Genomic DNA, 15913 nt, shown 5'->3' on the forward strand with positions numbered 1-15913 from the left:
GGAACATCGTCCGTCGAAAACGGCCGGGGATCAAGCCCCGGCCGATCTGCTTTCAACAATCAGGGCTCAGCCCCAGCACTTGTCCGTGCCTTCCTTGGTGTCGATCGACTTGACGCCGGAAACCGGCTTGTCGGTGACGAGCGAGACGCCGGTGTCGTAGAAGGACTTGCCTTCGGTCGGCTTCGGCTTTTCGCCGCTGTCGGCGAACTTCTTGATCGCCTCGACGCCAAGGGCTGCCATCATCAGCGGATATTGCTGCGAGGTGGCGCCGATGACGCCTTCCTTGACCGACTTCACGCCCGGGCAACCGCCGTCGACCGAGACGATCAGCACGTTCTTTTCCATGCCGACGGCCTTCAGCGCCTGATAGGCGCCGACCGCGGCCGGCTCGTTGATCGTGTGGATGACGTTGATGCTCGGATCTTTCTGCAGAAGGTTTTCCATGGCCTTGCGGCCGCCTTCTTCATTGCCGTTGGTCACATCATGACCGACGATACGAGCATCGTCCTCGTCGCCGATCTTGTTCGGGTCCTTCGGATCGATGCCGAAGCCCATCATGAAGCCCTGGTCGCGCAGAACGTCGACCGTCGGCTGCGACGGGGTCAGGTCGAGGAAGCCGACCTTGGCATCCTTGGCCTTGTCGCCCATCGTTTCCTTGGCCCACTGGCCGATCAGCTTGCCGGCGAGCAGGTTGTCGGTGGCGAAGGTGGCGTCGGCGGCATCGGCCGGCTCGAGCGGCGTGTCGAGAGCGATGACCAGCAGGCCGGCTTCACGCGCCTTCTTGACCGAAGAGACGATGCCCTTGGTGTCGGAAGCAGCAATCAGGATGCCCTTTGCGCCATCGGCAATGCAGCTTTCGATCGCGGCCACCTGGCTTTCGCTGTCACCGTCGACCTTGCCGGCATAGGACTTCAGCGAAACGCCGAGTTCCTTGGCCTTGGCCGTCGCACCTTCCTTCATCTTGACGAAGAAGGGGTTGGTGTCGGTCTTGGTGATAAGGCAGGCAGCAACGTCAGCCGCCATGACAGGAGCGGAAAAGGTGACACTAAGCGCGAGCGCGCCGAAAGCGAGAACAGATTTCTTCATGGAACTCCTCCCAGAGTTTGCCGGCGCCGCCCCTGCGGGGCCGGAATTTACAGAACGACACGTCGCCGTGGATGGCAATGCCTCCACCGGTCCCGTGCCCTTGACGACGGCAATTAAGAGCGAAAAGAAATCGCCTTGTCAATAAATAAATCCAATTGAATTATTAATCCGATGTGGCATGCTCGATCGAATTAGGGCATAGGCCAACAATCGGGAGGAGCGGCCATGTCGTCCTTGGATGGACCGGCAAACATACCGGTCCCGCCACCAATTCTGAATCCGGCCGGCGGTGCGAACCAGGTCAGGGTGCGAGCCTATAACGAACGGCTCGTGCTGTCGTTGGTGCGTCTCTACGGCGCGCTGTCGAAGGCCGATATCGCGCGCCGCAGCGGACTGTCGGCGCAGACCGTCTCCGTCATCATGCGGGTGCTGGAGAAGGAAGGGCTGCTGTCGCGCGGGGATCCGGTGCGCGGCCGTGTCGGCCAGCCGTCGATCCCGATGCATCTCAATCCCGACGCCGTCTATTCTTTCGGCCTGAAGATGGGCCGGCGCAGCGCCGATCTAGTGCTGATGGATTTCGTCGGCCGCATCCGCATGCAGCTGCACCGGACCTATTCCTATCCGCTGCCGGATGAGATCCTTGCCTTCGTCACCTCAGGCATCCGCGAACTCGAAGAGCGGCTCGACGACAAGCAGCGCGGCCGCATTGCCGGCCTCGGCATCGCCGCCCCCTTCGAGCTCTGGAACTGGGCCGAAGAGGTGGGCGCGCCGGCCGGCGCCATGGAGGTCTGGCGCGAGATCGACCTGCAAGCCGACATCGCCGCGCGCGTCTCGCATCCGGTCTTTCTGCAGAATGATGCGACCAGCGCCTGCGGCGCCGAACTGGTCTTCGGCGTCGGACCGTCCTATCCGGATTTCGTATATTTCTTCATCGGTTCCTTCATCGGGGGCGGCATCGTGCTCAATTCGGCGATCTTTTCCGGCCGCACCGGCACGGCGGGCGCGATCGGGCCGCTGCCAGTGCGCGGCAAGGACGGCGAGACCAAGCAGTTGCTCGAAATCGCCTCGATCTTCGTGCTCGAAAACATGCTGCGCGAGCGCGGCATCGATCCCGAGCCGCTCTGGTATTCGGCCGACGGCTGGGTGGATTTCGGCGAGCCGATGGAAGCCTGGATCCAGGACAGCGCCAAGGCGCTGGCGCAGGCAATCGTCGCCGCCGCCTCGATCGTCGATTTCAGCGCGGCCGTCATCGACGGCGGCTTTCCCGATTGGGTGCGCAGCCGCGTGGTGCAGGCCACCATCGACGAAGCCGCCAAGCTCGACCTGCAAGGCGTCGTCATGCCCGAAATCATCGAGGGCGCGGTCGGCGCCCAGGCGCGCGCCATCGGCGGCGCCAGCCTGCCGATCTTCGCGCGTTACCTCACCGACCAGAACGTACTCTTCAAGGAGGTAGACCATGCTGAAAGGACTTGATCCGCTGTTGAGCCCGGAGCTGCTTTTTACGCTTCGCGCCATGGGCCACGGCGACGAGATCGCCATCGTCGACGGCAATTATCCGGGCGTCGAACATGCCCGCCGGCTGATCCGGCTCGACGGCCACCGCCTCATCCCGGTTCTCAACGCCGTGCTCAGCGTGCTGCCGATCGACGATTTCGTGGCGGAAGCAATCTTCCGCTCGACCGTCAAGGCCGAGCGCGACAAGCTCGACCCCGTGCATGAGGAGATGATCGACTGCTGTGCGCGCCACGAGCCGCACCGGCAGGTGGTGCCGCTGATCGGCCAGGATTTCTACGGAAGGGTGAAGACTGCCCATGCCTTGATCCAGACCGGCGAGCCCAGGCTCTACGCCAACATCATCCTGCGAAAGGGCGTGATCTATCCCAAGGAAGCGGACGCCCATGCGGCGGCCGAGGTGGATCCATTCGTCTATTAGCGGGTCACCCGTCGATTTCGACTTCCGCTTCACAGTTTACGGGCGCATTCAAAGGGATGGCCATGCCGATGGACGAGCGGGCATGGGCGCCAACATTGGGCCCGTACAGCTCCAGTATCAGATCGGAATAGCCGTTTGTGACCAGCGGCGTCTCATCGAAACCCGGAGCAACATTCACCATGGCGAAGACGCGCAACCAAGCCGTGACACGATCAAGGTCTCCGACAGCACGTTTGAGGCTGGCGAGATGGGCCAGGGCAACGAGCCGGGCCGACGCGTAACCCTGCTCTGGCGAGACCTCCCCTCCGACCTTACCAAGCGGGGTTGCCAATGTCCCATCGCGGTTGCACGCGACGTGACCCGAAATGTAGGCGCGGTTGCCGCGCACTCGCACCCAGACAAAGGGCATTCGCAGCCCTTCGCGAACTTTCAAAGGTTCGGGCAATTCCAGACCCATTTCGGCCAGACGTTGTTCGATGACGGCCATGGCGCACCTCCCGGCATGGATCAAGGTACGATGTTGTCGAGCTCCGGCATCAGAACGACGCTCTCGTTGGCTGCCGGGTCATTGCGGGCACCGAGGAACTCGGCGTTTTCGGTGCTGTGATTGACGGCCACATGGGGAACGCCGGCCGGAATGAAGAGATAGTCGCCGGCGTGGACCAATTCGCACTGTTCGAGCTCCGACCCCGACCAGATCTCGATCTCCCGGCCCGCGGTCATGAGAAGGGCGGTCTCGTGTCCCTCATGGCGATGAGCCCTGGTTCTTCTGCCTGCGGGTAGCGAAATCGTCCCGAGCCACAGCATGGTTGATCCGACGCTTTCCGCCGAGACGCCCGAGCGATAGACTGACCCCTGCTCGGCGACATGGCTGCCGCTCCCGCGTACGACTTTCGCGGTTAAAACATGCGGATTTTTCGGTTGCGTTGCTTCGTTCTTCATCGCTCTCACCACTTCAACCGTTGCACTGAAGCAGAATCTGCGCGCTCAGCCGACGCAAGTCCTGAAGCCGAGCCGAAAAATTCCGAAAAGCTGCGAAATCGGGGTATCATTCCCGGCCATGAACACCCAGCACCTTGCCTTCGGCCACTTCGAGTTCATTGCCGAGAACGGATGCCTGTTTCGCGACAATAGGCCTGTCGCTATCGGCGCCCGAGGTGCTTCGCTGCTTGCCGTTCTGCTTTCGGCACAGGGGGGTGTCGTCTCCAAGTCGGCCCTGATGGATGCCGTTTGGCCGGGATTGGCCGTCGAGGAAAGCAATCTTTCCGTTCAGATTGCTGCCCTTCGTAAGCTGCTCGGCCCTGCATCAGACGGCAGCGAATGGATCGTCACCGTTCCGCGGGTCGGGTACAGATTCTCCGGCCCAGTGGAGAGCCGGACCGACGCAGCCGATAGCGGATGGCATGCGCAGACCGGTTCGATCCCGGCGATTGCGGTACTGCCGCTCGAAAATCTCGGCGGCGATGCTGAAAGACAGTATCTGGCCGACGGCATCACCGACGACCTGATCATGGCGCTCGTTCGGTTCAGATGGTTCCGCGTCACGCCACGTGGGGCGAGTTTCACAAGGAGGAATGGCTTGAGGGATCCGCAATCTATCGCGCGCGAACTTGGCGTCGATTTTCTAGTGGATGGAGCTATCCGGTATACCCGCGATCAAATCCGGATATCGGTGCACCTCGCCGACACAGCGAAAGGCGCCACCGTCTGGTCCGAACATTACGATCTTCAGGTGGCCGAGATATTTGCGGTGCAAGACGCCATCGCCGAGCGGATTGCCGCGGCGGTCGAGCCCGAGCTGCTGTTGCGCCATGGGCTTCAGGTCGCTCCGCACACCGGCAACATCACTGCCTGGGATCTTGTACGGCAAGGCACATTCAATTTCCATAAGGTCACGCAGTCCACCCACCTTGTCGCACGTCGATTTTTCCGTGAGGCCACGGAGCTTGATCCCATGCTGCCAGAGGCACAGATCTGGCGGGCGCGGGTCAATGCGGGCCTCATTGCCTACGGCTGGACAGATAACCCCGCCGCGGACGGGAAGGAAGGATTGGATGCGGCCCTGCGGGCGATCTATCTCGACGCGCGAAACCCGTACTCGCACTATGCGCTGGCGATTGTGTCGGCCTATACAGGCAGGGCTGACCAGGCGATCCTCGCAGCAGAACGGTCCATCGAACTCGGTTCGAGTTTCGCCTTGGGCTATCTCGTCCTCGGCATGGCCCGTCTTTTTTGGGGTGATGCGGCCGGCGCGCGCAAGCCCCTGGCTCGCGGCCTCGAACTCAACCCCCATGATCCGCAGAATGCGGTTTGGTTCAGCCTCTTGATGCTTGCACTGTTGTTTTCGGGCGACGTCGAGAGCGCGCTCGAAACGGGGCGTACGGCGTTAAAGGCGCGGCCTGACTGGCCGGCGCTTCTGCGCATTCAGGCGTGCTGCCATACGGCCGTGGGACATCGTGAGCAGGCTCGCCGCTTTGCTGCGGCGGCCGGCGACCTTCCCGAAGCTGCCGGCGATGCGCTTGGTCCGTTCAGAGATGGCAACAAGGAATGGGCCACCCGCCTGGACGAGCTGCTGCGAGAGGCGGAACTTTAAAACGACCGGCAGGAGCCGACGTCAAGCGGTTGCATAGACACGCGCGGGATCAGGCCGGTGAAACGATGAGGACACGGATCTCACATGGCACTGACATGAGCACGACCCCTCGTCGCAGCACCACTGGTCTGCGCAAGTTTCTGGATCCTGAGCAGCAGCGCGATTGGATAGAAGGCGAGGCGGACTTGATCGACGCCGAAGAGCGCCTGGAGTCCCTGGAACAGCGGTTCAAGTACGTCGCCCGGTTCGAGAAGCTGCTTCATCGCCCGCAGGCGCAAGACGTTCTGGAAATTCTCGGGGTTTACGGGCAGGCCTGCATCCCCATCCCACGCAAGACCGAGCGTCACTACTGGTCAGTTTCATGTCTGCCCTCGACCTCCGACAAGCCGCTCATCCGCGTTAATGCGAGCTGGATGGAGCTTTTCACGCTCTACGCCGACGGCGAGGGCCTGCGTGCACGATTCCTGGTGCATCTCTCGCATTTCACCACGGATCATTCACCCGCGCAGGGCGATGTGGACAAGCCTTTTCTCGAGAACTGCGTCGCGACGCCCGGAGACGTCGGTTACTTTTTTCCGCGGGGCGAGGACATTTTCGGCATCACTGTGCGGGGCTCGGCCTCGATCCGTAAATTCCTCGCGGAGCGCCGCATCCTGCGCGCCATTCGGACTTTCAATGTGACGCACATGAACCGAGGTCGGAACGCCTATCAGGCGAGCCACTGCTATAGCCTGGCGGATACGATGCTGGCAGGTTGATCGGCTCCGGGATGCGCCCTGCACCCATCTGGCGGCCGGGGTCAATCCCTTCGTGTACTAGCCAGGGAGTTTCTTCCCTCTCTCCTGCCTACTCAAAGTGCGGCAGCGTCCCCTGCGAAAGGACGCGCAGGGCTGTAAACGCGTTGGCATTGTTCTCTGGATTGGGTCTAGCAGCGGTCGACCCTCCGGCGGATTCTTCAGCCGATCGAAAGAATGGCTGTTTGCGGCGACCGATGGACAGGAACCGAATCCTCATCCGATTTACGGCAAAGATATCCATTGTGCGCAGCGAAACTCCCGTGCGTTCGTAAAGGCAACCCACCATTAACCTACCAAGCGCACGATCTTTGGGATGTGTCGGTGCCGCGCGGCTTCATCAGCCACTGCGATATCGGCCATCTTAATTCCGCCCGAATGAATTGAGGCGGTCTTCGATCACGGCCTGGGACCACCGATGCCGTGACGTTGCGCCATCCGTCATCGGCATTCGGTGATGCGCGCGTACCAAACTGGCCATGACGGCTCTTCACACAACAGGAGCCTGTACATATGCCTCGCATCCAACCAACAAGACCGCAGATGGAGATTGTTGCCTGGCTCGCGATCTTCCAGCTTCTCTTCTGCCTATCTTGGCTGCTCCAATGGCACGAAGAGCTGGATGGGTTCATCGAGAAGCATCATGACTATCCGCTGGATCACGCGCTCCTCGCCCTGAATATTTCCGGGTTTCTCGGGCTCATTTATTCCGCGCTGAGAATCCGGGATCTTTCGAGGGAGGTTCATCGCAGGCTGCAGGCCGAAAAGAACGTGGACTGGATTGCCTGTCACGACACGCTGACCGAGCTGCCCAACCGCAGATTTCTGGATTCCGTATGCGCGCAGGCGATGACCGATCAAAGGGAAGAAACCTACGCCGTGTTCAGCATCGATCTCGACGGCTTCAAGAAGATCAATGATCTCCTGGGGCACGATCACGGTGATGCGGTGCTGAAGACTGTCGCTCAGCGGCTCTCTTCCCTCTTTCCGCGTGGACACGTTTTCCGCCTTGGGGGAGACGAATTTGTTGTTCTGGCACGGCGCACCGGAAATCCCGATCTTGTCGCGTTGGGGAACCGCATAGTGACCGTGATCGGCAAGCCGTTCACGTTCAATGGTGTCGCCGTCGACCTCGGCGCCAGTGTCGGCTTCGCGCTTTTCCCGGAAAACGGCGATGACCTCAGTCAAGTCATTCGACATTCCGACTGTGCGATGTATGTGGCGAAAAAGCAGGGGCGCAATCTGGTGAAGCCCTTCGTGTCTTCGATGCAGGACGAGTTGGCGAAGCGGGTTCGGGTGGAAGCGGATCTGAGAGCAGCCATCAAGAAGGCTGAGATCGTTCCCTACTATCAACCTCTCGTAGACCTGAAGACGAATAGGATTATCGGCTTCGAGGCCCTGGCACGCTGGAAGACGGCCTCCGGCGAATTCATCCCACCGAACGAGTTCATTCCTGTGGCAGAGGAAGCCGGCCTGATCGTCGAATTGACCGACCAACTGCTTCGCCACGCCTGCACCGATGCGCTATCGTGGTCAAGTGAGCTTGTCCTGTCATTCAACCTTTCTCCGATCCAACTGAGCGACCGACTACTGGGGCTGCGAATTCTCAAGATATTGGGCGATGTCGGTCTGCCCGCGCATCGGATCGAGCTTGAGGTGACGGAGAGCGCCATCATCCAAGATGCCGTCACGGCACGAATCGTGCTCGACGATCTGGTGAACGCAGGCGTCAGGATTGCTCTCGACGACTTTGGAACAGGTTATTCCAGCCTCTCACAATTATCCAACTACCGGTTCGACAAGATCAAGATCGACAGGAGTTTCGTCTCCTCATTCGAGACGAATGACAAGCAAGACAAGGTGATCAAGGCGATCATCGCTCTCGGTGTGGGACTTGGCGTGACGATAACCGCCGAGGGTATCGAAGAGGAGAGCCAGCTTCAGCGGCTTCAGGACCTGGGTTGCGACATCGGCCAAGGGTATCTGCTTGGCAGGCCGGCGCCGGCCGAGAAGCTTACCACAGGCCAGGTCAGCGCCAGAATTTTGCAACGCGGTTGATGGGGGCCGCGGTATGTCGGCTCTGAATCAGAGCCGATACGAGCTTACCGACTTCAAGTTACGCTTATCAATGCCTCACTTCTCGCCCAAAGCTGCTTGGCTTTGTCGGCGTCGAGCGCATAGGACCTGACGCCGTCGGCAAAGGGGTTGGGCGTGTCATTGATCGGAGCGACCGCGCAATCTTCGAGATAGTGTCCGCCGATTTCGTCCTTGTCAGCCACGACTGCGGCCCAGACCGAGGTTGCCGCTACCTGCGGGATGTCTTTCAGCTCTGCCGGCGGAAGACCGGCTTCGGCGCGGGCCTTGCCAACGGTCTCGAACAAGCCCTGCAAGTCTTCCTGCGACAGATGGCGGGGCAGATCGGTGAGGCTATTGCCGGGCATCACCGAGGCGGCTCGAATGCCGCGATCGCGATGCCGCGTGTCGAACTCCGCGGCGAAGAGCGACGTTGCCGTCTTCGATCGGCCATAGGCGAGCCATGGATCATAGGCCTGTCGCTCAAAATTCGGATCGTCCAGATCGACATCGGCGACGCGATGCGCCTGGGACGACAGCACCACCAGGCGGCCGTTATCGGCAAGCAGCGGCTCGATCCGAGTGACCAAAGCGAAATGACCGAGATGGTTGGTCCCGAACTGGAGTTCGAAGCCGTCGGCCGTCCGGCCGAGCGGCGTGGCCATGACGCCGGCGTTGGCAATAATGGAATCGAACCGCCGGCCGTCAGCCAACAGCCTGTCGGCACAGGCGCGAACGCTTTGCAGGGATGCCTGATCGAGCTCGATCAGCTCCAGGCTGCCACCGCCTTGCGACGCGGCGTCACGCACCGATGCCGTGACCCGCTCGGCTTTGGCGAGGTCCCTGACCGCGCCGACGACGCTTGCGCCGTGAGCCGCCAATGCGCGGGCGGTCTCAAGCCCAATGCCTGACGATACGCCGGTAATGAGAAACCGCTTTCCCTTGAGATCGACGCCGGCAAGCACCTCGTCGGCGGTCGACTTTGCACCAAATTTCTCGGTCATTTCTTTTCCTTCAATTGCGCGGGTAAGAGTTTCGTCTTGGTTTTCGACGTTCAGATTGCCAAGCCACCGGCCACGTCGATCACGCCGCCGGTGATGTAGCCGCCGTTCGGCCCTGCCAGATGACAGATGAGGGCAGACACCTCCTCAAGCGTCGCAATCCGGCGAATGGCGTGCAGGTTCATGAGCGCCTCGGGGACACCCTCGCCCAGCACCTCTGCCGCCATGTCGGTCGACATGACGCCCGGCTGGATGACGTTGACGGTGATATTGCGTCCACCGAGATCGCGGGCGACGCCCTTGGCATACCCGACGATCGCCGCCTTGGTTCCCGCGTAGTCGGCAGCGCCGGTGAACGGGACGTGGGTGCCGAGCAGCGAGCCGATGAAGATGATCCGGCCGCCATCCGATAGCACCGGCGCTGCCGCGCGCGTGGTCGCCACTGCGCCCATGACGTTGATCTGCCACTGGCGATCGAGATTGACCGTGTCGAGATCGCGGTCATCGACCGTCTTGCCCTGCACGGCAATCGCCGCATTGTTGACGAGGATATCGAGCTTGCCGAAGTAGGCCACCACCTTGTCGACCAAGGGCCTGGCCGCCGCCATGTCGGTCTGGTCGCTCTTGATCGCCAAAGCCCGCACGCCCCTCGCCCTCAGCGTCTCGACCACGGTTTCGGCCTTTTCGGCAGAGGCGACGTAGCTGATTGCAACGTCCGCTCCCTGGTCGGCGAGCGCCTCGGCCGTCGCAGCGCCGAGTCCGCGCGAGCCGCCGGTCACGAGGGCGACTTTGCCCTTCAATATGTTCGACATGAGAATCCTTCCGGGTACTTGATCCTATCGCCGTCTTGTCTTGACGAAAGACAGCGATCTATTTCGTAACGTCTATTACGATAACGATCGGTATGAAATTTGACACATGCTGTCAACGGGTTTAATAACGATCATTACGAAAAAGCTGGATTGACCTGATGGGACGCCATCGCGAATTCGATGTGGAGAAAGCGCTCGACGCCGCTTTATGCGTCTTCTGGCGCAAGGGCTACGAGGGTGCCTCCTATACCGACCTCACCGAGGCTGCCGGCGTCGAGAGACCCGCCCTCTATTCTGCATTCGGCAACAAGGAAGCCCTCTTCCGCCTGGCCCTCGATCGCTATTCCGAGCGATTCCTGCACTACATTCCGGAGGCGCTTCAGCTGCCCACGGCGCGCCAGGTTGCTGCGCACATCCTCTTCAACGCAGCCGATCTCAATACGCGTTACCCCGACCATACGGGATGCCTCGGCATCAATGGCGCCGTGGCGGGATCCGATGAAGCCGAACCTGTGCGGCAGGTGTTGATCGATTTTCGTGCGGCTGGTCAGGCGCAGCTTCGTGAACGCTTCGAACGGGCAAAGGCTGAGGGCGACTTGCCGGAGACGGCCAAAGCCGATGCCCTTGCAGCTTTCGTGATGGCTCTCACGCATGGCATGGCGGTGCAGGCCAAAGCCGGGTTCAGCCGTGAGATGCTGGAGGCCGTTGTCGAACAAGCGCTGTCCACCTGGCCGACCGGCCGTTCCACGCCCTCCGAAACATCATCCTAAAGCTTCAGTAAGAAGCACGAGCGGTCCCTCGGGCCGAAAGAAGGGACCGACCTCCGTCGATCCCCTCATGTCTTTTGCAAGTCGCAGGCAACATATCCCGATTCAGGTGTTCAAGCCGCCATCCACTGTGAGGATGGTTCCCGTGATGTGCTTTGCAGCAGGGCTTGCGAGGAAAGCCACAGCGGCGGCCACATCTTCCGGCTCGCCGTAACGGCCAAGTGGGATCAGGGCACGCTGGAAGTCGGCGAAGTCGCCATTGGCGGGATTCATTTCGGTGTCGGTCGAACCCGGCTGGACCAGGTTTACGGTGATATCGCGAGATCCGAGTTCCCGCGCGAGGCCGCGGGTAAACGAGTGGAGCGCGGATTTTGTCATGAAATAGACCGTACCGGTATCACCGACGATGCGTTCGGCGCCGACCGAGCCGATCGTGATGACGCGGCCTCCCGCCTGCAGATAGGGAATGGCGGCCTGCGAAGCGAGCAAGGGCGACCGCACATTTACGTCGAGGAGCGCATCGATCTGCTCGACGCTGACGTCGGCGATCGCACCGTAAAGCGCGATTGCGGCATTGTTGACGAGAATGTCGAGACCGCCAAGTGCCTGGGCGGCCTCGTCGACCGAGCGCTTCACGGCCGCCGGATCGGCGCTGTCGGCCTGGATGGCAAGCGCTTTGCGGCCCTTGCCCTCGATCGCCCGGACGACTTCGGCGGCGCGATCGGCCGAACGCTCATAGGTGATGGCGACATCAGCGCCCTTGTCGGCAAGCGCCAATGCGATGGCGGCACCAATGCCACGCGAGCCCCCTGTGACGAGGGCACGCTTTCCAGCCAGTTCTGTCATGATCTTCTCTTTCTGTAGTGATCGACACATAAATAGCTAGGCACGTTGCGATGGGGTGTCAATGGGTTTATATAATGATCGATGCAAAAATCGGATGAGATGTCGAACGTCAACGAAACCCCTGCCCGCAGTCGCGGGCGGCCGCGGGCGTTCGACCGGGAAGCAGCCTTGGCTCAAGCGACCCGGCTGTTCTGGATCAAGGGTTTCGAGGCGACCTCGATCGCCGACCTCACCGAGGCGATGGGGATCGGATCGCCGAGTCTCTACGCGGCATTCGGCTCGAAGGAAGCGCTCTATGCCGAGGCGCTGCGCCACTATCGCGACAACAACGAGGCGCTCGTCTGGGCCGGCTTCTTTTCCGCAGGCACGGCCCGTGAGGCGGTGAGGTCGTTTCTGATGGATTCGGCCGCTGCCCTGACCGGCTGTGTCGTGGATATTCCCCGCGGCTGCATGGTGGCGCTCTCTTCGGTCGGCAGCGAGGGCCATGTGGAACTCGGCGAACTCGTGCGCGCCGCCCGCGCCGTCACACTCGAGCGCCTGAAGGCGCGCCTGAACCAGGCGATATCAGCAGGCGAAATTCCAGTCTCGACCGACGTCCACGCGCTTGCTCGCTTCGTGCAGACCGTTCAGAACGGCATGTCGATCCTGGCCCGCGACGAAGCGACCCGCGGCGAACTGGAGGCCGTCGCCGAACTCGCCATGCTGGGTTGGGACACTCGAATCGGGGATGCTGAGCGCAGGCAGGGCTGACCGCGTTTCGAATATCGTTACGCGGATCCTGCGTCACCTCCTCGCAGTCAAATCTCCCCAGCCGACGGCCCCCAGACATCCGTCAGCGCAAAACCACCCGGATGCGGATCGAAGGGGTCGAGCGCTACCTGGGTCAGGCCGAAGGTAAAGCCGCGGCCGGTGATGGTTGGGATGACGGCGGGGCGGCCGGCCACTTCGGTCACCGCCTGGAGGCCGACTTCGAATTCGGAGCCGATGATCGATTTCGAGGTGAAGGTGTCGCCGACCTTGGCCTTGCCGCGGGCATAAAGCGTGGCAAGATTGGCGGAATTGCCGGTGCCGCAGGGCGAGCGGTCGGCCCGGCCCGGCCACATGGTGGTGCAGGTGCGCACCGTGCCATCGGCTTCCGTATCGCGGAACATCACATAGGCGACGCCCGAGATCGCCGGAATCTCGGGATGGACGACCTTGATGTCGCGATTGATCAGCTCCTTGAGGATCATGCCGGCCTGGACGAGGCCGGCGGCATTGGCCTTCTCGATCGTCAGACCGATCTGGCCGACATCGACCAGCGCATAGAAAATGCCGCCATAGCAGATATCGGCCTTGATCCTTCCCCAATGCGGCGTGTCGATCCCGACATCGAGCTCATGCACGAAGGAGGGCACCATGGTGAGCTTCACCTTCTCGCAGCGCCCGTCGCGGCAGGTCGCCGTCGCCTTGACGAGGCCGGCGGCAGTTTCCAGCTTCACGATCGTCTCCGGCTCCTTCATCTCGACGATGCCGGATTCGAGCAAGGCCGTGGTGACGCAGATCGAGTTCGAACCGGAGCTCGCATGCGCCTGGTCGGGCTGCAGGATGATGAAGGCGGCGTCGGCCTCCGGGTGCCGTGCCGGCAGCAGCAGGTTGACCGAGCCGATCGGGGCGCCGCGCGGTTCCAGGCAAAGGAAGCGGCGCAGTTCGTCACCCTTCGGATCGGTGTTCAGCCAATGCAGCTGGGCGGCCACGGTATCGCCCGGGATCTTCGGCACGCCGCCGATCGCGACACGGCCGATCTCGCCTTCAGCATGGACATCCAGCAGCTGGATCGTGCGCTTCCATCTCATATCGAAAACTCCATATCAGACGTGACGGGTGACGCCGCCATCGACGCGGATATTCTGGCCGGTGATATAACCCGCACCATCGGAGAGCAGGAAGGCCGCGGTCTTGGCGATCTCCTCGACATGGCCAATGCGCTTCATCGGGACCTTCTCGGCGGTCCCGGGCTTGTGGTTCAGGCTATCGATATAACCCGGCAGGATGCAGTTCATGCGGATATTGTCGGCCGCATAACGATCGGAATAGAGCTTGGTGAAGGCGCCGGCAGCGGCGCGATAGGTGCAGGAAACCGGGAAGACCAGCGTCGGCTCATAAGCGGCGAAAGTGGTGATGTTGACGAAGGCGCCCTTGCCCTGTTTCAGCATGACCGGCGTCACCAGGCGGGCCATGCGCACCAGCGACAGGATCATCATGTCGGAACCGAGCGTCCAGTTCTCGTCCGATATATCGAGCAGGTCGCCCTTCGGCGGATGGCCGCTCAGGTTGACGACGGCGTCGATGCGGCCATAGGCCTTCATCGTCAGGTCGAAGATCGCCTTCAGATCCTCGGCCTTTTCGGCCACGCCGCGCGCGGCGACGCCGCCAAGTTCGGCCGCCAGCTTCTCGCAGCTTTCCGAAGGTGACATCAGCGCCAGCTGATAGCCCTGTGCGGAGAGCTCGCGGGCGATCGCCTCGCCCATGCCGCGGCCGCCGCCGGTGATCAGCGCTACGGGTTTGGTGGTATCGGACATCGGGGCCTCCTAATATCGGTCTATGCGGAACGGGGTTATATCGAGGGATGGTTTGAGCCCCGTCACCATATCGGCGATCACCAGCGCTGTCGTTGCCGAAAAGGTCAGGCCGAGATGGCCATGGCCGGTCGCATAAAAAACGCCGGGCATTTTCCGCGACGGCGAAATGATCGGGATCGTATCGGGCAGCGCCGGACGATGCCCCATCCATTCCGTTGTCTCCTCGACCTTGAGGCCGGGCAGCGCGCGCTGGGCATGGCGCACCAGCACCCGCGGACGGCGGAAATCCGGTGCGGCATCGAGGCCGGCGAGCTCGACATTGCCGCCGACCCGGATGCCGCCGGCCGTCGGCGTCACCATGAAGGCGCGATGCGGCCAGATCACCGAATAGCGCATCGTGATGCCGGGCTTCATGATCTGCGTGTGATAGCCGCGCTCGGTTTCGAGCGGAATCGGCTCGCCGAGCTTTTCGGCAAGGAAACGGGTGTGGACGCCGGCGGCGAGCACGACCGAACCGGCCTCGATGCGCCTGCCATCCGCGAGGAGAACGACGGCGGTGCCGTCACCCCTGCGCTCGATATTCCGCACAGTGCCGGAGACGAAGGTCGTGCCCGCAGCCTTTGCGGCGTCGGTGAGTTTCACCACCAGCTTGTAGGGGTCGCGAATCGACTTGTTGTCGGGAAGCAGCACGGCTTTGGCGATCGCCGGCGACAAAGTGGGCTCGTAATATTGGATGGCGCCGTTGCTCAAAACCTCGAATTCGAGGCCGTAGCGCTGCATCATGGCGAGATGACCGCGATCGGCGGCGAATTCCGCCTCCGTCTCATAGATCGCCAGACATCCTTCCTCGGTCATCAATTCGGGTGCGCCGATCGCCTGGAGCATCTCTCTGAAATCGCCGAGCGCGCGGCGCGACAGGCTCATGCCGGCATCCTCGATCTCTCGGAGACGCGAGGGCCGGCCGGCGGCGAGGAAGCGCAGGAACCAGGGCAGCATCCTGGCGGCATAGGAGGGACGCAGCCAGACCGGGCCTTCGGGATCGAGCAGCCAGCCGGGGATCTTCTTCCAGGTCGAAGGGCCGGAACCCGCGGCAAAATCAAGCGCGATGCTCGCCATGTTGCCGAAAGAGGTGCCGCGGCCCGGCTCCCCCTTGTCGATCAGCGTCACCTCAAGGCCGCGCCGCTGCAGCTCGAAGGCGATCGAGGCGCCGATCACGCCCGCGCCGACGACAACTACGCTTTTCTTCGTCTCATTCGCCATGAATCAACCCATCGCACGGCAGACAGGATTGCCGCGATGAATCTGATATATCACAACGGAGGTGATGCCTAGAGCGGTTCAGCTTTTCATGGAAACACAGAACAGCTCTAACCTCTAGTTTTACGCAATTCCCGGCAAAACCGCTTCGCGCTTTGCCTGGGAAAACCGCTTCGCACTTTTCCTGGAA

General features: G+C 61.8%; 16 protein-coding genes. 7 read left to right on the plus strand and 9 right to left on the minus strand.

Features of this window, described 5'->3' with window-relative positions; all coding sequences use genetic code 11:
* Positions 1-66 precede the first annotated feature (66 nt).
* Positions 67-1086, minus strand: a complete 1020-nt coding sequence (locus tag G9X64_RS30570) for a sugar ABC transporter substrate-binding protein (RefSeq protein ID WP_168307876.1) — start codon at positions 1084-1086, stop codon at positions 67-69.
* A gap of 225 nt (positions 1087-1311) precedes the next feature.
* Between G9X64_RS30570 and G9X64_RS30575 the strand changes: the two genes are divergently transcribed.
* Both G9X64_RS30575 and G9X64_RS30580 read left to right on the plus strand, forming a co-directional pair.
* The gene (locus G9X64_RS30575; RefSeq protein WP_168307877.1) at positions 1312-2559 is read left to right on the plus strand and encodes an ROK family transcriptional regulator; all 1248 of its coding nucleotides are present in this window, start codon (positions 1312-1314) and stop codon (positions 2557-2559) included.
* Positions 2543-3019, plus strand: a complete 477-nt coding sequence (locus tag G9X64_RS30580) for an RbsD/FucU family protein (protein WP_168307878.1) — start codon at positions 2543-2545, stop codon at positions 3017-3019. The genes G9X64_RS30575 and G9X64_RS30580 overlap by 17 nt, the downstream gene beginning before the upstream one ends.
* Positions 3020-3023: 4 nt before the next feature.
* On the opposite strand, the gene G9X64_RS30585 is transcribed toward G9X64_RS30580, so the two are convergent.
* Positions 3024-3506, minus strand: coding sequence for a RidA family protein (locus tag G9X64_RS30585; RefSeq protein WP_168307879.1), 483 nt, complete (start codon positions 3504-3506; stop codon positions 3024-3026).
* A 20-nt stretch (positions 3507-3526) separates the two neighbouring features.
* On the minus strand, positions 3527-3961 hold the full coding sequence (locus G9X64_RS30590; RefSeq protein WP_168307880.1) for a cupin domain-containing protein: 435 nt from the start codon (positions 3959-3961) through the stop codon (positions 3527-3529).
* A 118-nt stretch (positions 3962-4079) separates the two neighbouring features.
* Here G9X64_RS30590 and G9X64_RS30595 point away from each other — a divergent pair, with 118 nt between their 5' ends.
* The 3 genes from G9X64_RS30595 (at position 4080) to G9X64_RS30605 (ending at position 8464) form a co-directional block, all read left to right on the plus strand.
* Positions 4080-5612 carry a winged helix-turn-helix domain-containing protein gene (locus G9X64_RS30595; RefSeq protein ID WP_168307881.1) on the plus strand — a complete coding sequence of 511 codons (1533 nt, stop codon included), beginning with the start codon at positions 4080-4082 and terminating at the stop codon, positions 5610-5612.
* Positions 5613-5707: 95 nt separating this feature from the next.
* Positions 5708-6370, plus strand: coding sequence for a hypothetical protein (locus tag G9X64_RS30600; RefSeq protein WP_168307882.1), 663 nt, complete (start codon positions 5708-5710; stop codon positions 6368-6370).
* A gap of 549 nt (positions 6371-6919) precedes the next feature.
* The gene (locus G9X64_RS30605; protein WP_168307883.1) at positions 6920-8464 is read left to right on the plus strand and encodes a putative bifunctional diguanylate cyclase/phosphodiesterase; all 1545 of its coding nucleotides are present in this window, start codon (positions 6920-6922) and stop codon (positions 8462-8464) included.
* A gap of 53 nt (positions 8465-8517) precedes the next feature.
* Here G9X64_RS30605 and G9X64_RS30610 read toward each other — a convergent pair whose 3' ends face one another.
* Both G9X64_RS30610 and G9X64_RS30615 read right to left on the minus strand, forming a co-directional pair.
* The gene (locus tag G9X64_RS30610; RefSeq protein WP_168307884.1) at positions 8518-9483 is read right to left on the minus strand and encodes an SDR family NAD(P)-dependent oxidoreductase; all 966 of its coding nucleotides are present in this window, start codon (positions 9481-9483) and stop codon (positions 8518-8520) included.
* 50 nt (positions 9484-9533) lie between these two features.
* Positions 9534-10292, minus strand: coding sequence for an SDR family NAD(P)-dependent oxidoreductase (locus tag G9X64_RS30615; protein WP_171378047.1), 759 nt, complete (start codon positions 10290-10292; stop codon positions 9534-9536).
* A 158-nt stretch (positions 10293-10450) separates the two neighbouring features.
* On the opposite strand from G9X64_RS30615, the gene G9X64_RS30620 reads away from it, so the two are divergent.
* Positions 10451-11062 carry a TetR/AcrR family transcriptional regulator gene (locus G9X64_RS30620; protein WP_168307886.1) on the plus strand — a complete coding sequence of 204 codons (612 nt, stop codon included), beginning with the start codon at positions 10451-10453 and terminating at the stop codon, positions 11060-11062.
* Between the two features lie 102 nt (positions 11063-11164).
* On the opposite strand, the gene G9X64_RS30625 is transcribed toward G9X64_RS30620, so the two are convergent.
* The gene (locus G9X64_RS30625) at positions 11165-11905 is read right to left on the minus strand and encodes an SDR family NAD(P)-dependent oxidoreductase (RefSeq protein ID WP_168307887.1); all 741 of its coding nucleotides are present in this window, start codon (positions 11903-11905) and stop codon (positions 11165-11167) included.
* A gap of 81 nt (positions 11906-11986) precedes the next feature.
* On the opposite strand from G9X64_RS30625, the gene G9X64_RS30630 reads away from it, so the two are divergent.
* A complete protein-coding gene (locus G9X64_RS30630; RefSeq protein WP_168307888.1) occupies positions 11987-12655 on the plus strand; it encodes a TetR/AcrR family transcriptional regulator in 669 nt (222 codons plus the stop codon).
* 47 nt (positions 12656-12702) lie between these two features.
* Here G9X64_RS30630 and G9X64_RS30635 read toward each other — a convergent pair whose 3' ends face one another.
* From G9X64_RS30635 to G9X64_RS30645, 3 genes are read right to left on the minus strand one after another with little or no spacing between them, the layout of a single operon-like run.
* A complete protein-coding gene (locus G9X64_RS30635) occupies positions 12703-13740 on the minus strand; it encodes a 4-hydroxyproline epimerase (protein ID WP_171378048.1) in 1038 nt (345 codons plus the stop codon).
* Positions 13741-13755: 15 nt separating this feature from the next.
* The gene (locus G9X64_RS30640) at positions 13756-14466 is read right to left on the minus strand and encodes an SDR family oxidoreductase (protein ID WP_168307890.1); all 711 of its coding nucleotides are present in this window, start codon (positions 14464-14466) and stop codon (positions 13756-13758) included.
* 9 nt (positions 14467-14475) lie between these two features.
* Positions 14476-15726 (minus strand): NAD(P)/FAD-dependent oxidoreductase, encoded by a 1251-nt coding sequence (locus G9X64_RS30645; protein ID WP_168307891.1) that lies wholly within the window; start codon positions 15724-15726, stop codon positions 14476-14478.
* Between the last annotated feature and the right edge of the window lie 187 nt (positions 15727-15913).

Origin of the sequence: Rhizobium sophorae, assembly GCF_013087515.1 — a bacterium.
In the GTDB taxonomy this organism is placed as follows: Bacteria; Pseudomonadota; Alphaproteobacteria; order Rhizobiales; family Rhizobiaceae; genus Rhizobium; species Rhizobium sophorae.